Source organism: Rhodovulum sulfidophilum DSM 1374 (assembly GCF_001633165.1).
In the GTDB taxonomy this organism is placed as follows: Bacteria; Pseudomonadota; Alphaproteobacteria; order Rhodobacterales; family Rhodobacteraceae; genus Rhodovulum; species Rhodovulum sulfidophilum.
This window is the reverse complement of sequence record NZ_CP015418.1, coordinates 3,772,908-3,787,642: the sequence shown is the minus strand read 5'-3', so window position 1 is coordinate 3,787,642 and position 14,735 is coordinate 3,772,908. Positions and strand designations below refer to the sequence as shown.

Annotated in this window: 14 protein-coding genes; 9 read left to right on the top strand and 5 right to left on the bottom strand. The window is 66.7% G+C overall.

All coding sequences use genetic code 11. From position 1 onward, the window contains the following. Positions 1-169 precede the first annotated feature (169 nt). Positions 170-1,948: an SLC13 family permease gene (locus A6W98_RS17640; protein WP_042463853.1), complete on the top strand. Its 1,779-nt coding sequence runs from the start codon at positions 170-172 to the stop codon at positions 1,946-1,948. A gap of 7 nt (positions 1,949-1,955) precedes the next feature. Here the strand turns inward: A6W98_RS17640 and A6W98_RS21280 are convergent, their stop codons facing one another. Both A6W98_RS21280 and A6W98_RS17635 read right to left on the bottom strand, forming a co-directional pair. After that, positions 1,956-2,126, bottom strand: a complete 171-nt coding sequence (locus tag A6W98_RS21280; protein WP_155734838.1) for a hypothetical protein — start codon at positions 2,124-2,126, stop codon at positions 1,956-1,958. Between the two features lie 44 nt (positions 2,127-2,170). Next, complete coding sequence (locus tag A6W98_RS17635; RefSeq protein WP_042463852.1) at positions 2,171-3,277, bottom strand: pyridoxal phosphate-dependent aminotransferase; 1,107 nt, start codon at positions 3,275-3,277, stop codon at positions 2,171-2,173. Between the two features lie 126 nt (positions 3,278-3,403). On the opposite strand from A6W98_RS17635, the gene A6W98_RS17630 reads away from it, so the two are divergent. Then, complete coding sequence (locus A6W98_RS17630) at positions 3,404-4,147, top strand: alpha/beta fold hydrolase (protein ID WP_042463850.1); 744 nt, start codon at positions 3,404-3,406, stop codon at positions 4,145-4,147. A 109-nt stretch (positions 4,148-4,256) separates the two neighbouring features. Here A6W98_RS17630 and phaZ read toward each other — a convergent pair whose 3' ends face one another. After that, a complete protein-coding gene (gene phaZ / locus A6W98_RS17625) occupies positions 4,257-5,525 on the bottom strand; it encodes a polyhydroxyalkanoate depolymerase (RefSeq protein WP_042463848.1) in 1,269 nt (422 codons plus the stop codon). Between the two features lie 95 nt (positions 5,526-5,620). Here phaZ and A6W98_RS17620 point away from each other — a divergent pair, with 95 nt between their 5' ends. The 3 genes from A6W98_RS17620 (at position 5,621) to phaR (ending at position 8,710) form a co-directional block, all read left to right on the top strand. After that, positions 5,621-7,420, top strand: coding sequence for a PHA/PHB synthase family protein (locus A6W98_RS17620; RefSeq protein ID WP_042463846.1), 1,800 nt, complete (start codon positions 5,621-5,623; stop codon positions 7,418-7,420). A 129-nt stretch (positions 7,421-7,549) separates the two neighbouring features. Beyond that, positions 7,550-8,008, top strand: coding sequence for a phasin family protein (locus A6W98_RS17615; protein ID WP_042463843.1), 459 nt, complete (start codon positions 7,550-7,552; stop codon positions 8,006-8,008). A 156-nt stretch (positions 8,009-8,164) separates the two neighbouring features. Then, complete coding sequence (gene phaR, locus A6W98_RS17610; RefSeq protein WP_042463841.1) at positions 8,165-8,710, top strand: polyhydroxyalkanoate synthesis repressor PhaR; 546 nt, start codon at positions 8,165-8,167, stop codon at positions 8,708-8,710. A 42-nt stretch (positions 8,711-8,752) separates the two neighbouring features. On the opposite strand, the gene A6W98_RS17605 is transcribed toward phaR, so the two are convergent. Together A6W98_RS17605 and A6W98_RS17600 are read right to left on the bottom strand one after the other, a co-directional pair. After that, positions 8,753-10,132, bottom strand: a complete 1,380-nt coding sequence (locus A6W98_RS17605; RefSeq protein WP_042463839.1) for an L-serine ammonia-lyase — start codon at positions 10,130-10,132, stop codon at positions 8,753-8,755. Between the two features lie 74 nt (positions 10,133-10,206). Next, a complete protein-coding gene (locus tag A6W98_RS17600; RefSeq protein WP_042463837.1) occupies positions 10,207-10,677 on the bottom strand; it encodes a hypothetical protein in 471 nt (156 codons plus the stop codon). Between the two features lie 76 nt (positions 10,678-10,753). Here A6W98_RS17600 and A6W98_RS17595 point away from each other — a divergent pair, with 76 nt between their 5' ends. From A6W98_RS17595 to hflK, 4 genes are all read left to right on the top strand, one after another. Continuing rightward, positions 10,754-11,188, top strand: coding sequence for a MarR family winged helix-turn-helix transcriptional regulator (locus A6W98_RS17595; protein WP_042463835.1), 435 nt, complete (start codon positions 10,754-10,756; stop codon positions 11,186-11,188). A 204-nt stretch (positions 11,189-11,392) separates the two neighbouring features. Next, positions 11,393-12,169: a ribose-5-phosphate isomerase RpiA gene (rpiA, locus tag A6W98_RS17590; protein ID WP_042463833.1), complete on the top strand. Its 777-nt coding sequence runs from the start codon at positions 11,393-11,395 to the stop codon at positions 12,167-12,169. A gap of 10 nt (positions 12,170-12,179) precedes the next feature. Continuing rightward, on the top strand, positions 12,180-13,538 hold the full coding sequence (gene gor / locus A6W98_RS17585; protein WP_042463831.1) for a glutathione-disulfide reductase: 1,359 nt from the start codon (positions 12,180-12,182) through the stop codon (positions 13,536-13,538). An 83-nt stretch (positions 13,539-13,621) separates the two neighbouring features. Then, positions 13,622-14,734, top strand: a complete 1,113-nt coding sequence (gene hflK, locus A6W98_RS17580) for an FtsH protease activity modulator HflK (protein ID WP_042463828.1) — start codon at positions 13,622-13,624, stop codon at positions 14,732-14,734. The last annotated feature ends 1 nt before the right edge of the window (position 14,735 follow it).

Below are 14,735 nucleotides of genomic sequence, written 5' to 3'. Positions count from 1 at the left end.
GCCCCCTGCGGGTCGATCGGACGCCCCCGGGGCGGTCTTCCCTGCTGCGGCGGGCGGCGTGGTGGTGAAATCCGCTTGGGCCGCCACGATCCTTTCGGACCCGGCCGGATCGCTTGCCGAGGCCGGGCCGGGCGCACATACTCGTCCTGAAGCCAGTGAAGGGCCGTCGATGATCCCGATTTCGCTCCCCCCCACCGGCATGGCGCTGCTGGCGCTGGCGGTCGTGGCCGCGATGTTCGTGGCCTTCGTGCGCGAGCGTTATCCGACCGAGGTGATCGCGATCTGCGGCGCCTCGGTGATGCTGGTTCTCGGTATCCTGCCCTATGAGGACGCGTTGCGGGTGCTGTCGAATCCCGCGCCCTGGACCATCGCCGCGATGTTCCTGGTGATGGGGGCACTGGTCAGGACCGGCGCGCTCGACTGGGTGATCCATGCCGCCGAGCGCAGCGGCAAGCACAAGCCCCGGCGGGCCATCGCCACGCTGATGGCGTTCGTGGTGATCTCGTCCGCCTTCGTCTCGAATACGCCGGTGGTGGTGGTGATGCTGCCGGTCTTCGTCCAGCTGGCGCGGAGCCTCGGGGTCTCTGCCTCGAAACTTCTGATCCCGCTCAGCTATGCCGCGATCCTCGGCGGCACGCTCACGCTGATCGGGACCTCGACCAACCTGCTGGTCGACGGTGTCGCCCGGACGCAGGGGCTCGAACCCTTCTCGATCTTCGAGATCACGCCGCTGGCGCTGGTGCTGATCCTCTGGGGCATGATCTATCTGCGGGTCTTCGGGCCGCGGCTTCTGCCCGCCCGCGACAGCATGGCCGACCTCCTGTCGGACAAGTCGAAGATGAAGTTCTTTACCGAGGCGGTGATCCCGCCCGAAAGCAACCTGATCGGCCGCGAGGTCACCGGGGTGCAGCTTTTCAAGCGCGAGGGCGTCCGCCTGATCGACGTGGTCCGGGGCGACGTCTCGCTTCGCCGCGATCTCAAGGGGGTGACGCTGCAGGTCGGCGACCGGGTGGTGCTGCGGACCCAGGTGACCGAACTTCTGTCGCTTCAGCGCAACAAGTCGCTGCGCCGGGTCGACCAGCTTTCGGCGGTCGAGACCTCGACGGTCGAAGTGCTGATTTCGCCCGGCTGCAAGATGATCGGCCAGACGCTGAGTGCGCTGCGGCTGCGGCGGAAATACGGGGTCTATGTGCTGGCGGCGCATCGCCGGAACCAGAATATCGGGCGCCAGCTCGACGATCTGGTGGTGCGTGTCGGCGACACGCTGCTTCTGGAGGGCGCGCCCGGCGACATCAAGCGACTGGCCGCCGATATGGGGCTGGTCGATATCACCCATCCCTCGGGCCGCGCCTATCGCCGGACCCAGGCGCCCATCGCCATCGGTGCGCTGGTGGCCATCGTGGCGCTGGCGGCGCTGGGCGTCGCGCCGATCCTGATGCTGGCGGTGGTGGCGGTCGCGCTGGTTCTGGCAACGCGCTGCATCGATGCGGAAGAGGCCTTCACCTTCGTCGAGGGGCGGCTGCTTGCGCTCATCTTCGCGATGCTGGCGGTCGGCGCGGCGCTCGAGGCTTCGGGCGCGGTCCAGCTGATCGTCGACGGGCTTGCGCCCTATCTGGGTCAGCTGCCGCCCTTCTTCGTGGTCTGGGCGATGTATCTTCTGACCTCGGTGCTGACCGAGCTGGTCTCGAACAATGCGGTCGCGGTCGTGGTGACCCCGATCGCGGTGGGGCTTGGCCAAGCGCTTGGCGTCGATCCGCGGCCGCTGGTCGTGGCGGTGATGATCGCCGCGTCGGCGAGCTTTGCCACGCCGATCGGCTATCAGACCAACATGATGGTCTATGGCCCGGGCGGGTATCGCTTTACCGATTTCCTGCGGGTGGGCATTCCGCTGAACCTGACCATGGGGCTGCTGTCCTCGGCGCTGATCCCGCTTTTGTGGCCGCTATAGCCGGGGTTCAGGGTGCGCCGATATGCAGCGCCAGCCAGATCGAGCCGCCAAGCGCCAGCGCCCAGCCATACCCGGCCGTGACCCAGACCAGGATCAGCAACACGAAGAACGCGAAGAAGCCCGACACCAGGAAGGCGCGGATATAGGGCTCGGCAGGGCGTATGGGGCGGTCGGACATGGTCTCAGACTGCCACGAATCGGCCGGCGATGTGTAAACGCGGCTCAGCCCCGCGCCGCCGCCAGCGCCTTCGGCAACTCTTCGGCCAGAACCGTCAGCTGATCCTCCGGCCCCGAGGCGATCCGGATGCAACGATCCAGCGGCGCGACGCCCGGCATGCGTACGAAGACGTCGCGCTCTGCCAGTCCGGCCAGCACCCGCCGCGCGAAATCGCCGTCGGCGCCGCAATCGACGGTCACGAAATTGGTGCCCGAGGGCAGGGCGCTCAGCCCGTTGGCCTCGGCGATCCGGGCGATCATGGCGCGTCCCTCGGCGACCTGGGACTTGACCTCGGCCAGCCAGGCGGTGTCGGCCAGCGAGGCCAGCGCCCCGGCCTGACTGATCCGGCACATGCCGAAATGGTTCCGGACCTTTTCGAAGGCCGTGATCAGCGGTGCCGCGGCGATGGCATAGCCCACCCGCGCCCCGGCCAGCCCATGCGCCTTCGAGAAGGTCCGGAACCGGATCACCCGGGGGTCCTCAGGGTCGATGGCGGGGGCGGTGCCCTCGGGGGCGAATTCGATATAGGCCTCGTCCAGCACCATCAGCGTGCCCTCGGGCACCGCCTCGATCATCGCCTGCACCTGCCCGGCGGGCAGCCATGTGCCCATCGGATTGTCGGGGTTCGACAGATAGACCAGCTTGGCCTTCAGCTCGGCCGCCCTGGCGATCAGCGCCTCGGGGTCTTCGCGGTCGTCGCGATAGGGCACCTTGTGCAGGGCGCCGCCGAAACCGGCGACATGGTAGTTGAAGGTCGGATAGGCGCCCTCCGAGGTCACGACCGGATCGCCCGGTCCGACAACGAGCCGCACCAGATAGCCCAGAAGCCCGTCGATCCCCTCGCCGACCATGATGCAGTCGGGCGTCACCCCATGCGCCTTGGCCAGAGCCAGGCGCAATTCGTGGTTCTGGGCATCGCCGTATTTCCAGACCTCGCGCACCGCCGCCTGCATCGCGGCGATCGCCTTCGGCGAGGGGCCGAACAGGCTTTCATTGGCGCCGAGACGCGCCCGGAACGGGCGACCGCGGTCGCGCTCCAGCGTTTCGGGGCCGATGAAGGGCACGGTCGCGGGCAGGCTGTCGGCAAGCGGGGTGAAACGGGGTCCTGTCATGGCCGGAGCAAACCCCAATTCGGCGCCGCCCGCAAGAGCCCCCGCCGCAGCAGGGCTTGCCTCGGCCGCGGCGCCCGCCTAGCGTCCGGCGGCAATCGACGACATCCGAGAAGGAGACCGGGGCCGATGACCGAACCGCAGATGCTGACCACGCCCGAGGGCCGGCGCCTGGCCTATCACCGGACCGAGGGGGCAGGGCCCGGCATCGTCTTTCTCGGCGGGTTCATGTCCGACATGGAAGGTACCAAGGCTACCCATCTCGAGGCCTGGGCCAAGGCGCAGGGCCGCGCCTTCCTGCGCTTCGACTATTCCGGTCATGGCCAGAGCTCGGGTCGCTTCGACGAGGGCGCCATCGGCGACTGGGCGGCCGATGCCCGGGCCGCGCTCGGGGCGCTGACCGAGGGGCCGCAGGTGCTTGTGGGCTCGTCCATGGGCGGCTGGATCGCGTTGTTGCTGGCCCGGGCGCTGCCCGAACGCGTGGCGGGCCTCGTCGGCATCGCCGCCGCGCCCGATTTCACCGAGGACAGCATGTGGGCGGGGTTCTCGGATGCCCGGCGCGCCGAATTGACCGAAACCGGCCGGGTCGAGCTTCCCTCGGCCTATGCCGACAGCCCCTATGTCATCACCCGCCGTCTGGTCGAGGATGGCCGCCGCAACCTGGTGCTGCGCGATCCGCTTGCCTTCGGCTTCCCGGTGCGGCTTCTGCAGGGCACGGCCGATGAGGATGTCGAGACCCGCGTCGCGCTTCGGCTGCTCGAGCGGATCGAGGCCGAGGATCTGCGGCTGACGCTCGTCAAGGGCGCCGATCACCGCTTCTCGACGCCCGAGACCCTCGCCCTGATCGAAAGCGCCATCCTCGAGATCGGCTGACCGCCCCGACCCAGGACGCCGGCCCGAAGACTCTGCCTCGGGGTCTTCTTCTTGGTGCAAATACCCGCGCGCCGCAGGCGCCCGCGCCCTTTCGGGGCACGGGTCTTCGTCAGACCGTTTTCAGATGGGCCCGCGCGGGTTGCGGATCGCCGGAATTGGCGTCGATGAAGTCCAGCACCAGCGGGCGGATGTTGTTGCGCCAGCTCTTGCCCGCGAAAATGCCGTAATGGCCTGCCCCGGGTTCCAGATGGCTGGCCTTCTTGTGGTCGGGCAGTCCGGTCAGCAGATCGAGCGCGGCGATGCACTGGCCCGGCGCCGAGATATCGTCATTGGCGCCCTCGACGGTCTTGACGGCAACATCGGTGATCGCCGCGATATCGACCTTGCGGCCGTTGACCGAAAAGGCGTTCCGGGCGATCTCGCCCCGCTTGAAGATCCGGTCTACCGTCGTCAGGTAGAACTCGGATGTCATGTCCATCACGGCAAGATATTCGTCATAGAAGCGGTTGTGCTTGTCGTGATCGCCCGCCTCGCCCTTGGCTGCGCGCAGGATCTGCTCCGAGAAGGCGCGGGTATGGCGGTCGCCATTCATCGACATGAACGAGGCCAGCTGCAGCATGCCCGGATAGACCAGCCGCCCGACGCCCGCATATTTGAACCCGACCCGCTGGATCACCAGATGCTCGAGCTGGCCCATGGTCACCCGCCGGCCGAAATCGGTGACGTCGGTGGCGGCAGCATCGGGATCGATCGGCCCGCCGATCAGGGTCAGGCTGCGCGGCTGGGCTGCGGGTTCCTCCTCGGCCAGATAGGCGGTCGCGGCCAGCGCCAGCGGCGCGGGCTGGCAGACCGCGATGACATGGGTGTCGGGGCCGAGATGCTTGAGGAAATCGACCAGATAGAGGGTGTAATCCTCGATGTCGAACTTGCCCTCCGAAACCGGAATGTCGCGGGCATTGTGCCAGTCGGTGATATAGACGTCGCAATCGGGCAAGAGGCTGGCCACGGTCGAGCGCAGCAGCGTGGCATAATGTCCCGACATCGGCGCCACCAGCATCACCCGGCGCCGCATCTGCGGCCTGCCATGTACCTTGAAATGGATCAGATCGCCGAACGGCCGGGTCACGGATTTCTCGACCGAGACGATATGGTCGCGCCCGTCGGCGCCCACCACGGTGTTGATGTTCCAGTCGGGCTTTGCCACCATGCGGGCGAAGGCGCGTTCGGTGACTTCGCCCCAGGCGGCGACCATCCGGAAGAGCGGGGAGGGAACCATGGCGACGGCCGGATAGGACCCCAATGCGCGGGCGGTGGCTCCGAACCACTGGTTCGTGTTTCGCGCGGTCTCCATCAGGTCGTAGGTCGTCATGAATTTCATTCGCCACTCCATCTGCGATGGTATATCGGGGGTCGGCCGAGCGGTCGGCCTGGCGCCCATGCTGCATCTGCGAAGGTTAAGGGGGAAACAACGCCGTGACAATAAAAGATGATGCGCCGGCCACCAATCTGGAGCGGCTGAACGAGAATCTCGTCAAGCTGGAAGAGCTGACGGAACGACTGGTCTCGGCGATGTCGAAGAAGCGGCGCATCGACCCGAACCTGCAGGCGCCGGGGCAGGATCTCTACATGAAGGCGACCGCCGCCTACATGGCCGAGATGATGCAGAACCCCTCCAAGCTGATCGAGCATCAGGTGTCCTACTGGGGCAAGGCGCTCAAGCATTTCGTCGAGGCCCAGGAGGCGCTGGCGCGCGGCAAGCTGCAGGCGCCGCCCGACAGCACGCCGAAGGATCCGCGCTTTTCCAACCCGCTCTGGCAGACCCATCCCTATTTCAACTACATCAAGCAGCAATACCTGATGAGCGCCGAGGCGATCTCGAGCGCGGTCAAGGATATCGACGGGCTCAATCCGCGCGATGCGAGGCGGCTGGAATATTTCACCCAGCAGATCGTCGATCTGATGTCGCCCGCGAATTTCCTCGGCACCAATCCCGAGGCGCTGGAACGCGCGGCCGCGACCGACGGCCAGTCTCTGGTCGACGGGCTCGAGAACCTGGTGCGCGACATCGAGGCCAATGACGGAGAGATCCTCGTCACGCTTGCCGACCGCGAGGCCTTTGCGGTCGGCCGCAACCTGGCGACGGCACCGGGCAAGGTGGTGTTCCGCAACCGCATGATGGAGCTGATCCAGTACAGTCCGGCGACCGAGACTGTTCACGCCACTCCGATCATGATTTTTCCGCCCTGGATCAACAAGTTCTACATTCTCGACCTGACGCCGCAGAAATCCCTGATCCGCTGGCTCGTCGGGCAGGGCTATACGGTCTTCGTCGTGTCCTGGGTCAATCCCGATGCCGGTTATGCCGATGTCGGCCTCGATCAGTATGTCGAGGAAGGCTATCTGACCGCGATTGCCGAGGTGAAGGCGATCACCGGCGAAGAGAAGATCAACGCGGTCGGTTACTGCATCGCGGGCACCACGCTGGCGCTGACCCTGGCGCTGCTTCAGAAGCGCGGCGACAGCTCGATCCGCTCGGCCACCTTCTTCACCACGCTGACCGACTTTTCCGACCAGGGCGAGGTCGGGGTCTTCCTCGACAACGACTTCGTCGACGGGATCGAGCGCGAGGTGACGGGGAAGGGCTATCTCGACAGTTTCTTCATGTCGCGGACCTTCTCCTTCCTGCGCTCGAACGACCTGATCTACCGTCCGGCGATCCGCAATTACATGATGGGCGAAGCCCCGCCCGCCTTCGACCTGCTCTACTGGAACGGCGACTCGACCAACCTTCCGGCGCGGATGGCGGTCGAGTACCTGCGCGGGCTCTGCCAGCAGGACCGGTTCGCAACCGAGGGGTTCGAGATCTGCGGCGAGCGGGTGCATATCTCGGAGGTCCGCCTGCCGCTTTGCGCCGTGGCCTGCGAGACCGACCATATCGCGGCCTGGAGGTCGAGTTACGAAGGGGTGCGCAAGATGGGCTCGACCAGCAAGACCTTCATCCTGTCGCAATCGGGCCATATCGCGGGCATCGTGAACCCGCCCGACCGCAAGAAATACGGCCATTACGTAAATGACGCGCCGATGAAGGATCTTGCCGCCGACCGCTGGCGCGAGGATGCCGCCTTCACCGAGGGCTCGTGGTGGCCGCGCTGGGATTCCTGGCTGAAACGGCGCTCGGGTCGGCAGGTTCCCGCTCGCGAGCCGGGGGCGGATGGGCGTCCGCTGCTCGGAGATGCCCCCGGAACCTATGTCATGGGGAAGAAAGCCACCTGACATCAGGGTCTTGCCTGCAATGCTGCGCTGCAGCAAAATAATCTTGAAATGCTGCGTTGCAGCGTGTATATTCAGTCTCGGATCACAGCAGAGTTCGGGTGTAGGTCACCCGTAAGAGGAGAGAGACCCATGGCTGACGCACAAGACTTTACCAAGATGATGCAGGACATGATGTCGGCGTTCTCGATGGACCCGACCACGATGCAGGACGCCTTCAAGACCCAGGCCGCCCTTGCCGAGAAGATGTCCAAGGTTGCTCTCGAGGCCGCCGAGAAGTCGACCGAGATTTCCTCCAAGTGGACCAAGGACACCCTGTCCAAGGTCGGCGAGGTGGCGACGCTCAAGGATGAGCCCACCGATTACACCAAGGCCATGACCGACTTCGCGTCGTCCTCGGCCGAGATGGCTGCCGAGAACATGGCCGCCTTCGCGGAAGTGGCGAAGAAGGTCCAGATGGAAACCGTCGAGCTGATGCTGGCCGCGGGCAAGGACTTCTCCGAGGATGCGACCTCGGCGATGAAGAAAGCCACCGCGACCGCCACCAAGACTGCCAAGAAGGCCACCACCGTCGCGTCGGAAAAGGCCTGATCGGACGCCATGTCCGGCTGATCCCGGCCGCCAGCGGCCGGACCGGTTCCGGAAGGGCGGGTGCATCTGCACCCGCCCTTTCTTTTTGCGGCCGCTGCGCCTAAGCTTGCTGCGCTGCAACACCGGCGGCGAACCCAGCGGGGAGGAGTACAGTCCGTGAGTGACGTGAAAGAGCCGCTTCTGATCAAGCGCTATGCCAGTCGGCGTCTCTACAATACGGAGACCAGCGATTACGTCACGCTGGAGGATATCGCCAAGGTCATCCGGACTGGCAGGGACGTTAAGATCGTCGATCTCAAGAGCGGCGACGACCTGACGCGCCAGTATCTGCTTCAGATCATCGCCGAGCACGAGAGCAAGGGCGAGAGCGTGTTGCCGATCAACGTGCTTAACGATCTCGTGCGCAGCTATACCAGCTCGGCCCAGAGCGTCGTGCCGCAATTCCTTGCCGCAAGCTTCGAGATGCTGCGCGACAGCCAGTCGAAGATGATGGAGAATTTCGGTCGCATCAACCCGATGGCGATGCCGGGTCTCGGCGCGATCCAGGCTCAGCAGGAAGCCTTCCTGAAAGCGATGACGGGGGGCTGGAGCGGCGCGCCCGGCGCGGAAGGAGAAGCCGGCGAGGGCGAGGAGCGCGAACTGGACGAGATAAAGCGCCAGCTTGCCGAGCTGCAGCAAAAGCTCTCGAAGATGAACGGATAAGACACGGCCGGGGCGCCGCTACGGAAGGCGGCGGACGGTCCCTCAGCAATTCGGAATGTTGACGGCCAGCCCGCCCAACGCGGTTTCCTTGTATTTCTCGTTCATGTCGCGACCGGTCTGACGCATGGTCTCGATGCAGGCGTCGAGCGGCACGAAATGGCGCCCGTCGCCGCGCAGCGCCAGCGAGGCGGCAGAGACCGCCTTGATCGCGCCCAGGCCGTTGCGCTCGATGCAGGGCACCTGAACCAGCCCCTTCACCGGGTCGCAGGTCATGCCCAGATGATGTTCGAGCGCGATCTCGGCCGCATTCTCGACCTGTTCGGGCGAGCCTCCCATCACCGCCGCCAATCCTGCCGCCGCCATCGCCGAGGCCGAGCCCACCTCGGCCTGACAGCCGCATTCCGCCCCCGAGATCGAGGCATTCTTCTTGATCAGCCCGCCGATCGCCGCGGCGGTCAGCAGGAAATCCCCGACCTTCGAGGGCTGTGCCGCGGGTACATGGGTCAGCCAGTAGCGGATGGTGGCGGGCACCACCCCGGCCGCGCCATTGGTCGGCGCCGTCACCACCTGTCCGCCGGCCGCGTTCTCCTCGTTCACGGCCATCGCATAGACGCTCATCCAGTCGTTGATCGTGTGCGGCGCCGTCAGGTTCATCCCGCGTTCGGCCAGCAAGGCGTTGTGGATCGCATGGGCCCGCCGACGGATGCCGAGGCCGCCGGGCAGCTGGCCGTCGGTGGCCAGCCCGCGTTCGATGCAATCCGACATGGCCGACCAGATCCGCGCCAGCCCGGTCTCGAGCGCCTCGGGGCCCATCCGCGCGATTTCATTGGCGCGTTTCATGGCGGCGATCGACCTGCCCGAGGTTCTGGCCAGCTCAAGCAGGTCGGCCGCGCTGGCAAAGGGGTAGGGCAGCGGGCGTGTGCCGCCGCCCCTGTCGGTCTCGCCCGCGGCAAGCTCGGCCTCGGTCCTGACGAAGCCGCCGCCGATCGAGTAATAGGTCTCGCTGGTCAGGATGTCGCCCTCTGCGTCGATGGCCGAGAGGATCATGCCATTGGCATGGCCGGGCAGGGCGCGGTCGTGATCGAAGACGAGATCGGATGCCGGATCGAAGCGCAGCGGCGGCAGGCCTTTGGGGCGGACCTCGGCCTCGGTGCTGATCCGCCTCAGCGCCTCTTCGGCGGCGTCCCGATCATAGGTTTCGGGGGTGAAGCCGTCGAGCCCGAGGATCACCGCCCGGTCGGTGGCATGGCCGACCCCGGTGAAGGCCAGCGAGCCATGCAGCGAGGCGCGCAGGCCGACCGGATGGAAGGGCGAGCCCCGCAGCAGGTGGAGAAACCGCGCCGCCGCCAGCATCGGCCCCATCGTATGCGACGAGGAAGGGCCGATGCCGATCTTGAAGATGTCGAAAACGGACAGGTCCATGCGCGCCTCCCTTTCCTGCCAAGGTGGCCCGTGGCGCCGACAAGTCCATTCCGAAAGCGACGTTCGGCGGACGTTCAGCGCAGGGCAAGGCGGCGGTCGCGCATCGCCAGCCCGTCGCGCAGGTTGGCGCCCAGAAGTGTGAGATTGACCGCCCCCGCTGCCAGTTCGGCCAGTTGCACCAGGACAAAGGCGGTGTCGAAATCCTGTGTGGCCGCCTTTTTTGCCAGAAACAGCGCCGAGGGCACGAGGATCAGCAGGCCGTTCAGCGCGACGATCCGCATCCGCCGTGACTTGCGGGCGACAAGGGGGCCCCGGCGGTCGCGCGCCAGCCGGGTCCCGCCCGCCCCGGCGACGATCAGCGCGGGCACCAGCAGGACGATCCCGTAGGGGATCGCGGTCTTGACCGCCACGATCTGGGCCGTCGTTCCGAAAAGCTCGGCGCCGAGGGTCGACAGCCAGAACGAGGCGATCAGGGCAAGGCCAAGCGCGCCGGCCGCGGCATGCAGGCCGGGATTGCGGTGTTTCTCGGTCGGTATCGTGGTCATGGCGAATCTCCATTTATAGATAGCCTGCTATGTAAAATGCCATTGAATAGCGGGCTATGCAATGACAGGACGGCGCATGAGCTTCGACAAGGACGACTCGGCGGGCTATCTCGCCAACCACATGGCGCGGCTTTTCGCGGCGGCGCTGACCCGGCGGATCGCGCCTCTGGGGCTGATGCCGGGGCAGTTCATGGTGCTGCTCGAGCTCTGGCGCGAAGACGGGCTGACCCAGCGCGATCTGGTCGAGCGGCTGGATGTGGAACAGGCGACCATCGCCAACACCCTGAACCGGATGGAGCGTGACGGGCTGATCCTGCGCGAGCCGGACGCGGCCGACAGGCGGGCCCGCCGGGTGCGGCTGACCGACCGGGCCCGCGCCTTGGAGGCGCGTGCCACCGAGGCCGCGACCGAGGTCAATGGCATCGCGCTGGCGCGGCTTGCGCCCGAGGACCGCGCCCGGTTCGCCGCGCTGTTGCAGGCGGTGATCGCGGGGCTCCGCGAGGGGCGGTAACCGCTCGGCAAGGCTCTTGTGGCAGTTTGGTCTGCGGGGTCCGGTCGGCGCCGGATTGGACGGTCGTGGCCCCGACGAACCCTCGACGAACCCCCTCTCCCTTGCCGGTCTTCTCGTGCCCTCGATGCCCGCTCCGGGCAATTCGGCCTCGCGGCCCTGGCGCTTGGCGTCTATAACGGCCGAGACCGCAAAAGGAGAGGCATCATGGCCGCAGAGCTTTCCCCCATCGAACTGGCCAAATATGTCGCCGGACGCCGTGCCGCCGATCTGGTCGAGGACGGCATGCGTGTGGGCCTGGGCACCGGTTCGACCGCGGCCTGGCTGGTGAAGAGCCTTGGCGCGCGGGTGCGCAACGAGGGGCTCTCGATCACCGCCGTGCCGACCTCGGACCGGACCGCGGCGCTGGCCCGTGAGGTCGGCATCGACGTGGTCAGCCTCGAGGATGCGCGCTGGCTCGACCTGACCGTCGACGGCGCCGATGAATTCGATCCGGCCTTCAACCTGATCAAGGGCGGCGGCGGCGCGCATCTTCAGGAAAAGATCGTCGCGACCGCCTCCGACCGGATGGTGGTGATCGCAGACCCGGCCAAGGCCGTGGCCCAGCTCGGCGCGTTTCCGCTTCCGGTCGAGGTGATCGGCTTCGGCTGGTCGGCCAGCCGCAAGCTGATTGCCGAGGCGCTGGAGGGGCTCGATGTGCTGGGCCGCGAGATCACGCTCCGGATGGCGGGCGAGATGCCGTTCCGCACCGACGAGGGCAATCTGGTGCTCGACCTGCATCTGGGCCGGATCGGCAATCCGCGCCAGCTGGGGCTGGTCCTGAACCAGATCCCGGGCGTGGTCGAGAACGGGCTGTTCATCGATATCTGCGACGCGGTGGTGATCGGCCATCCCGACGGCCGGGCCGAGCTGCGCGATGCCGAGGGCAGCGAGGAGGCCCGGGTGGACCTGCCCGAAAGCGACAATCTCTTCGCCGATCTCTGAGGGAGGGGACATGAGCTTCGATTACGATCTTTTCGTCATTGGCGGCGGCTCCGGCGGGGTGCGCGCGGCGCGGCTCGCGGCGTCCGAGGCGGGCGCACGCGTCGGGCTTGCCGAGGAATACCGCATGGGCGGCACCTGCGTGATCCGGGGCTGCGTGCCGAAAAAGCTGATGGTCTATGCCTCGGGCTTTGCGCATGCCGTCGAGGATGCGCGGGCCTATGGCTGGCAGGTGCATGGCGGCGAGTTCGACTGGTCGCTGTTCAAGGCGCGGCTCGATGACGAACTGACCCGGCTCGAGGGCGTCTACCGCGGCAATCTCGAGCGTGCGGGCGTCGAGATCTTCGACAGCCGCGCGGTGCTGGCCGATCCGCATACGGTGCGGCTGGCCGACGGTACCGAGAAGACCGCGCGGCATATCCTGATCGCGACCGGCGGGCGGCCCTTCGTGCCCGAATTCCCGGGCTCGGAGCTGGCGATCACCTCGAATGACGTGTTCCTGTTCGAGAGCCTTCCGAAGCGGATCCTGATCGTCGGCGGCGGTTATATCGCCTGCGAATTTGCCTGCATCCTCAACGGGCTCGGGGTCGAGGTCACGCAGTTCTACCGCGGCGCGCAGATCCTGCGCGGGTTCGACGACGAGGCGCGGGGCCATATCGCGGGGGCGATGTGCGCGCAGGGTGTCGACCTGCGCGTCGGCTGCAACGTGCAGCGCATCGACCGGGTCGAGGACGGGCTCTGGGTCAAGGCCACCGATGGCGGGGATGCGGTCTTCGACGCGGTGCTGTTTGCCACCGGGCGGCGGCCCAATACCGACGGTATGGGGCTCGAGGAGGCCGGCATCGCGCTTGGCGCCAATGGCGCGGTGGCGGTCGACGAGTGGTCGCAGAGCTCGGTGCCGTCGGTCTATGCGGTGGGCGACGTCACCGACCGGATCGCGCTGACGCCGGTCGCGATCCGCGAGGGCGCGGCCTTCGTCGAGACCGTGTTCAAGGGCAACCCGACCCGCGCCGATCATGATCTGGTGCCGGGCGCGGTCTTCACCCGGCCCGAATACGGCTCGGTCGGTCTGACCGAGGAAGAGGCGCGCGGCCGCGGTCCGATCGAGGTCTATTCGACCGCCTTCCGGCCGATGCAGTCGGGCTTTGCCGGGCGGCCCGACCGGGTGATGATGAAACTCATCGTCGCGGCCGAAAGCCGCAAGGTGCTGGGCTGCCATATCGTGGCCGATCAGGCGGGCGAAATGATCCAGCTGGCGGCGGTGGCGATCAAGATGGGCGCGACCAAGGAGGATTTCGACCGGACCGTGGCGGTGCATCCGACCATGGCCGAAGAGCTGGTGACGATGAAGGTCCCGGTGCGCACGGGTTGAATTCGGGCGCGCGGTGACCAGTTACACAGCAGTCATCGCGAAAACGAGAACGAGATTGGGCAAGACAAGAGGTAAGACCCCATATGGCTGGAAATAGTGGCGGTCCCTGGGGGAGCGGAGGCTCTGGACAGGGTGGCGGAGGCAACCGGGGTGGCGGCGGAGGACGCGGCCCGGGGGACGAGCCGCCCCAGATCCCCGAAATCGACGAACTGATGCGCCGAGGGCAGGAGCAGCTGCGCGTGCTGATGGGCGGGCGCGGCGGCCGTGGCGGCGGCCCGAAATTCACCCGGACCGGCGTGGCGCTGGCCGTGCTGGCGGCGGGCGTGGCCTGGGCCTGGGCCTCGTTCTACACGGTCAAGCCCGAGGAGCAGTCGGTCGAGCTTTTCCTCGGCCGCTATCTCGATACCGGCAATCCGGGCCTGAACTTCGCGCCCTGGCCGCTGGTCAGCGCCGAGGTGATCCCGGTCACCCGCGAGCAGACCGAGAACATGGGCGTGGGCCGGGCCGGTGTCGATGCCGGGCTGATGCTGACCGGCGACGAGAATATCGTGGATGTCGACTTCCAGGTGGTCTGGAACATCAACGATCCCGCCAAGTTTCTGTTCAACCTGCGCGACCCGCGCCAGACCATCCGCGCGGTGTCTGAATCGGCCATGCGCGAGATCATCGCCCAGTCGGAACTGGCGCCGATCCTGAACCGGGACCGCGGACTGATCGCCTCGCGCCTGACGGATCTGATCCAGCAGACGCTGAACAGCTACGATTCCGGCATGAACGTCGTGCGTGTGAACTTCGACAAGGCCGACCCGCCCAAGGAGGTCATCGACAGCTTCCGCGAGGTGCAGGCCGCCGAACAGGAACGCGACCGGCTCGAGAAACAGGCCGATGCCTATGCCAACCGCGTCGTCGCCGGTGCGCGCGGCGAGGCGGCGCAGATCCTCGAAGAGGCCGAGGGCTACCGTGCCCGCGTCGTCAACGAGGCCGAGGGTGAGGCCAGCCGCTTCAGCGCGGTTCTGGACGAATACACCAAGGCCCCGGAGGTCACGCGCAAGCGGCTTTATCTGGAAACCATGGAAGAGGTGCTGGGCAAGGTCGACATGATCATGCTCGACAAGGACCTGACCGGGACGGGCGGCGTGGTGCCCTACCTGCCGCTGAACGATTTGCGGCGCAGCGAAGCCGGGGGGAGGAACTGAT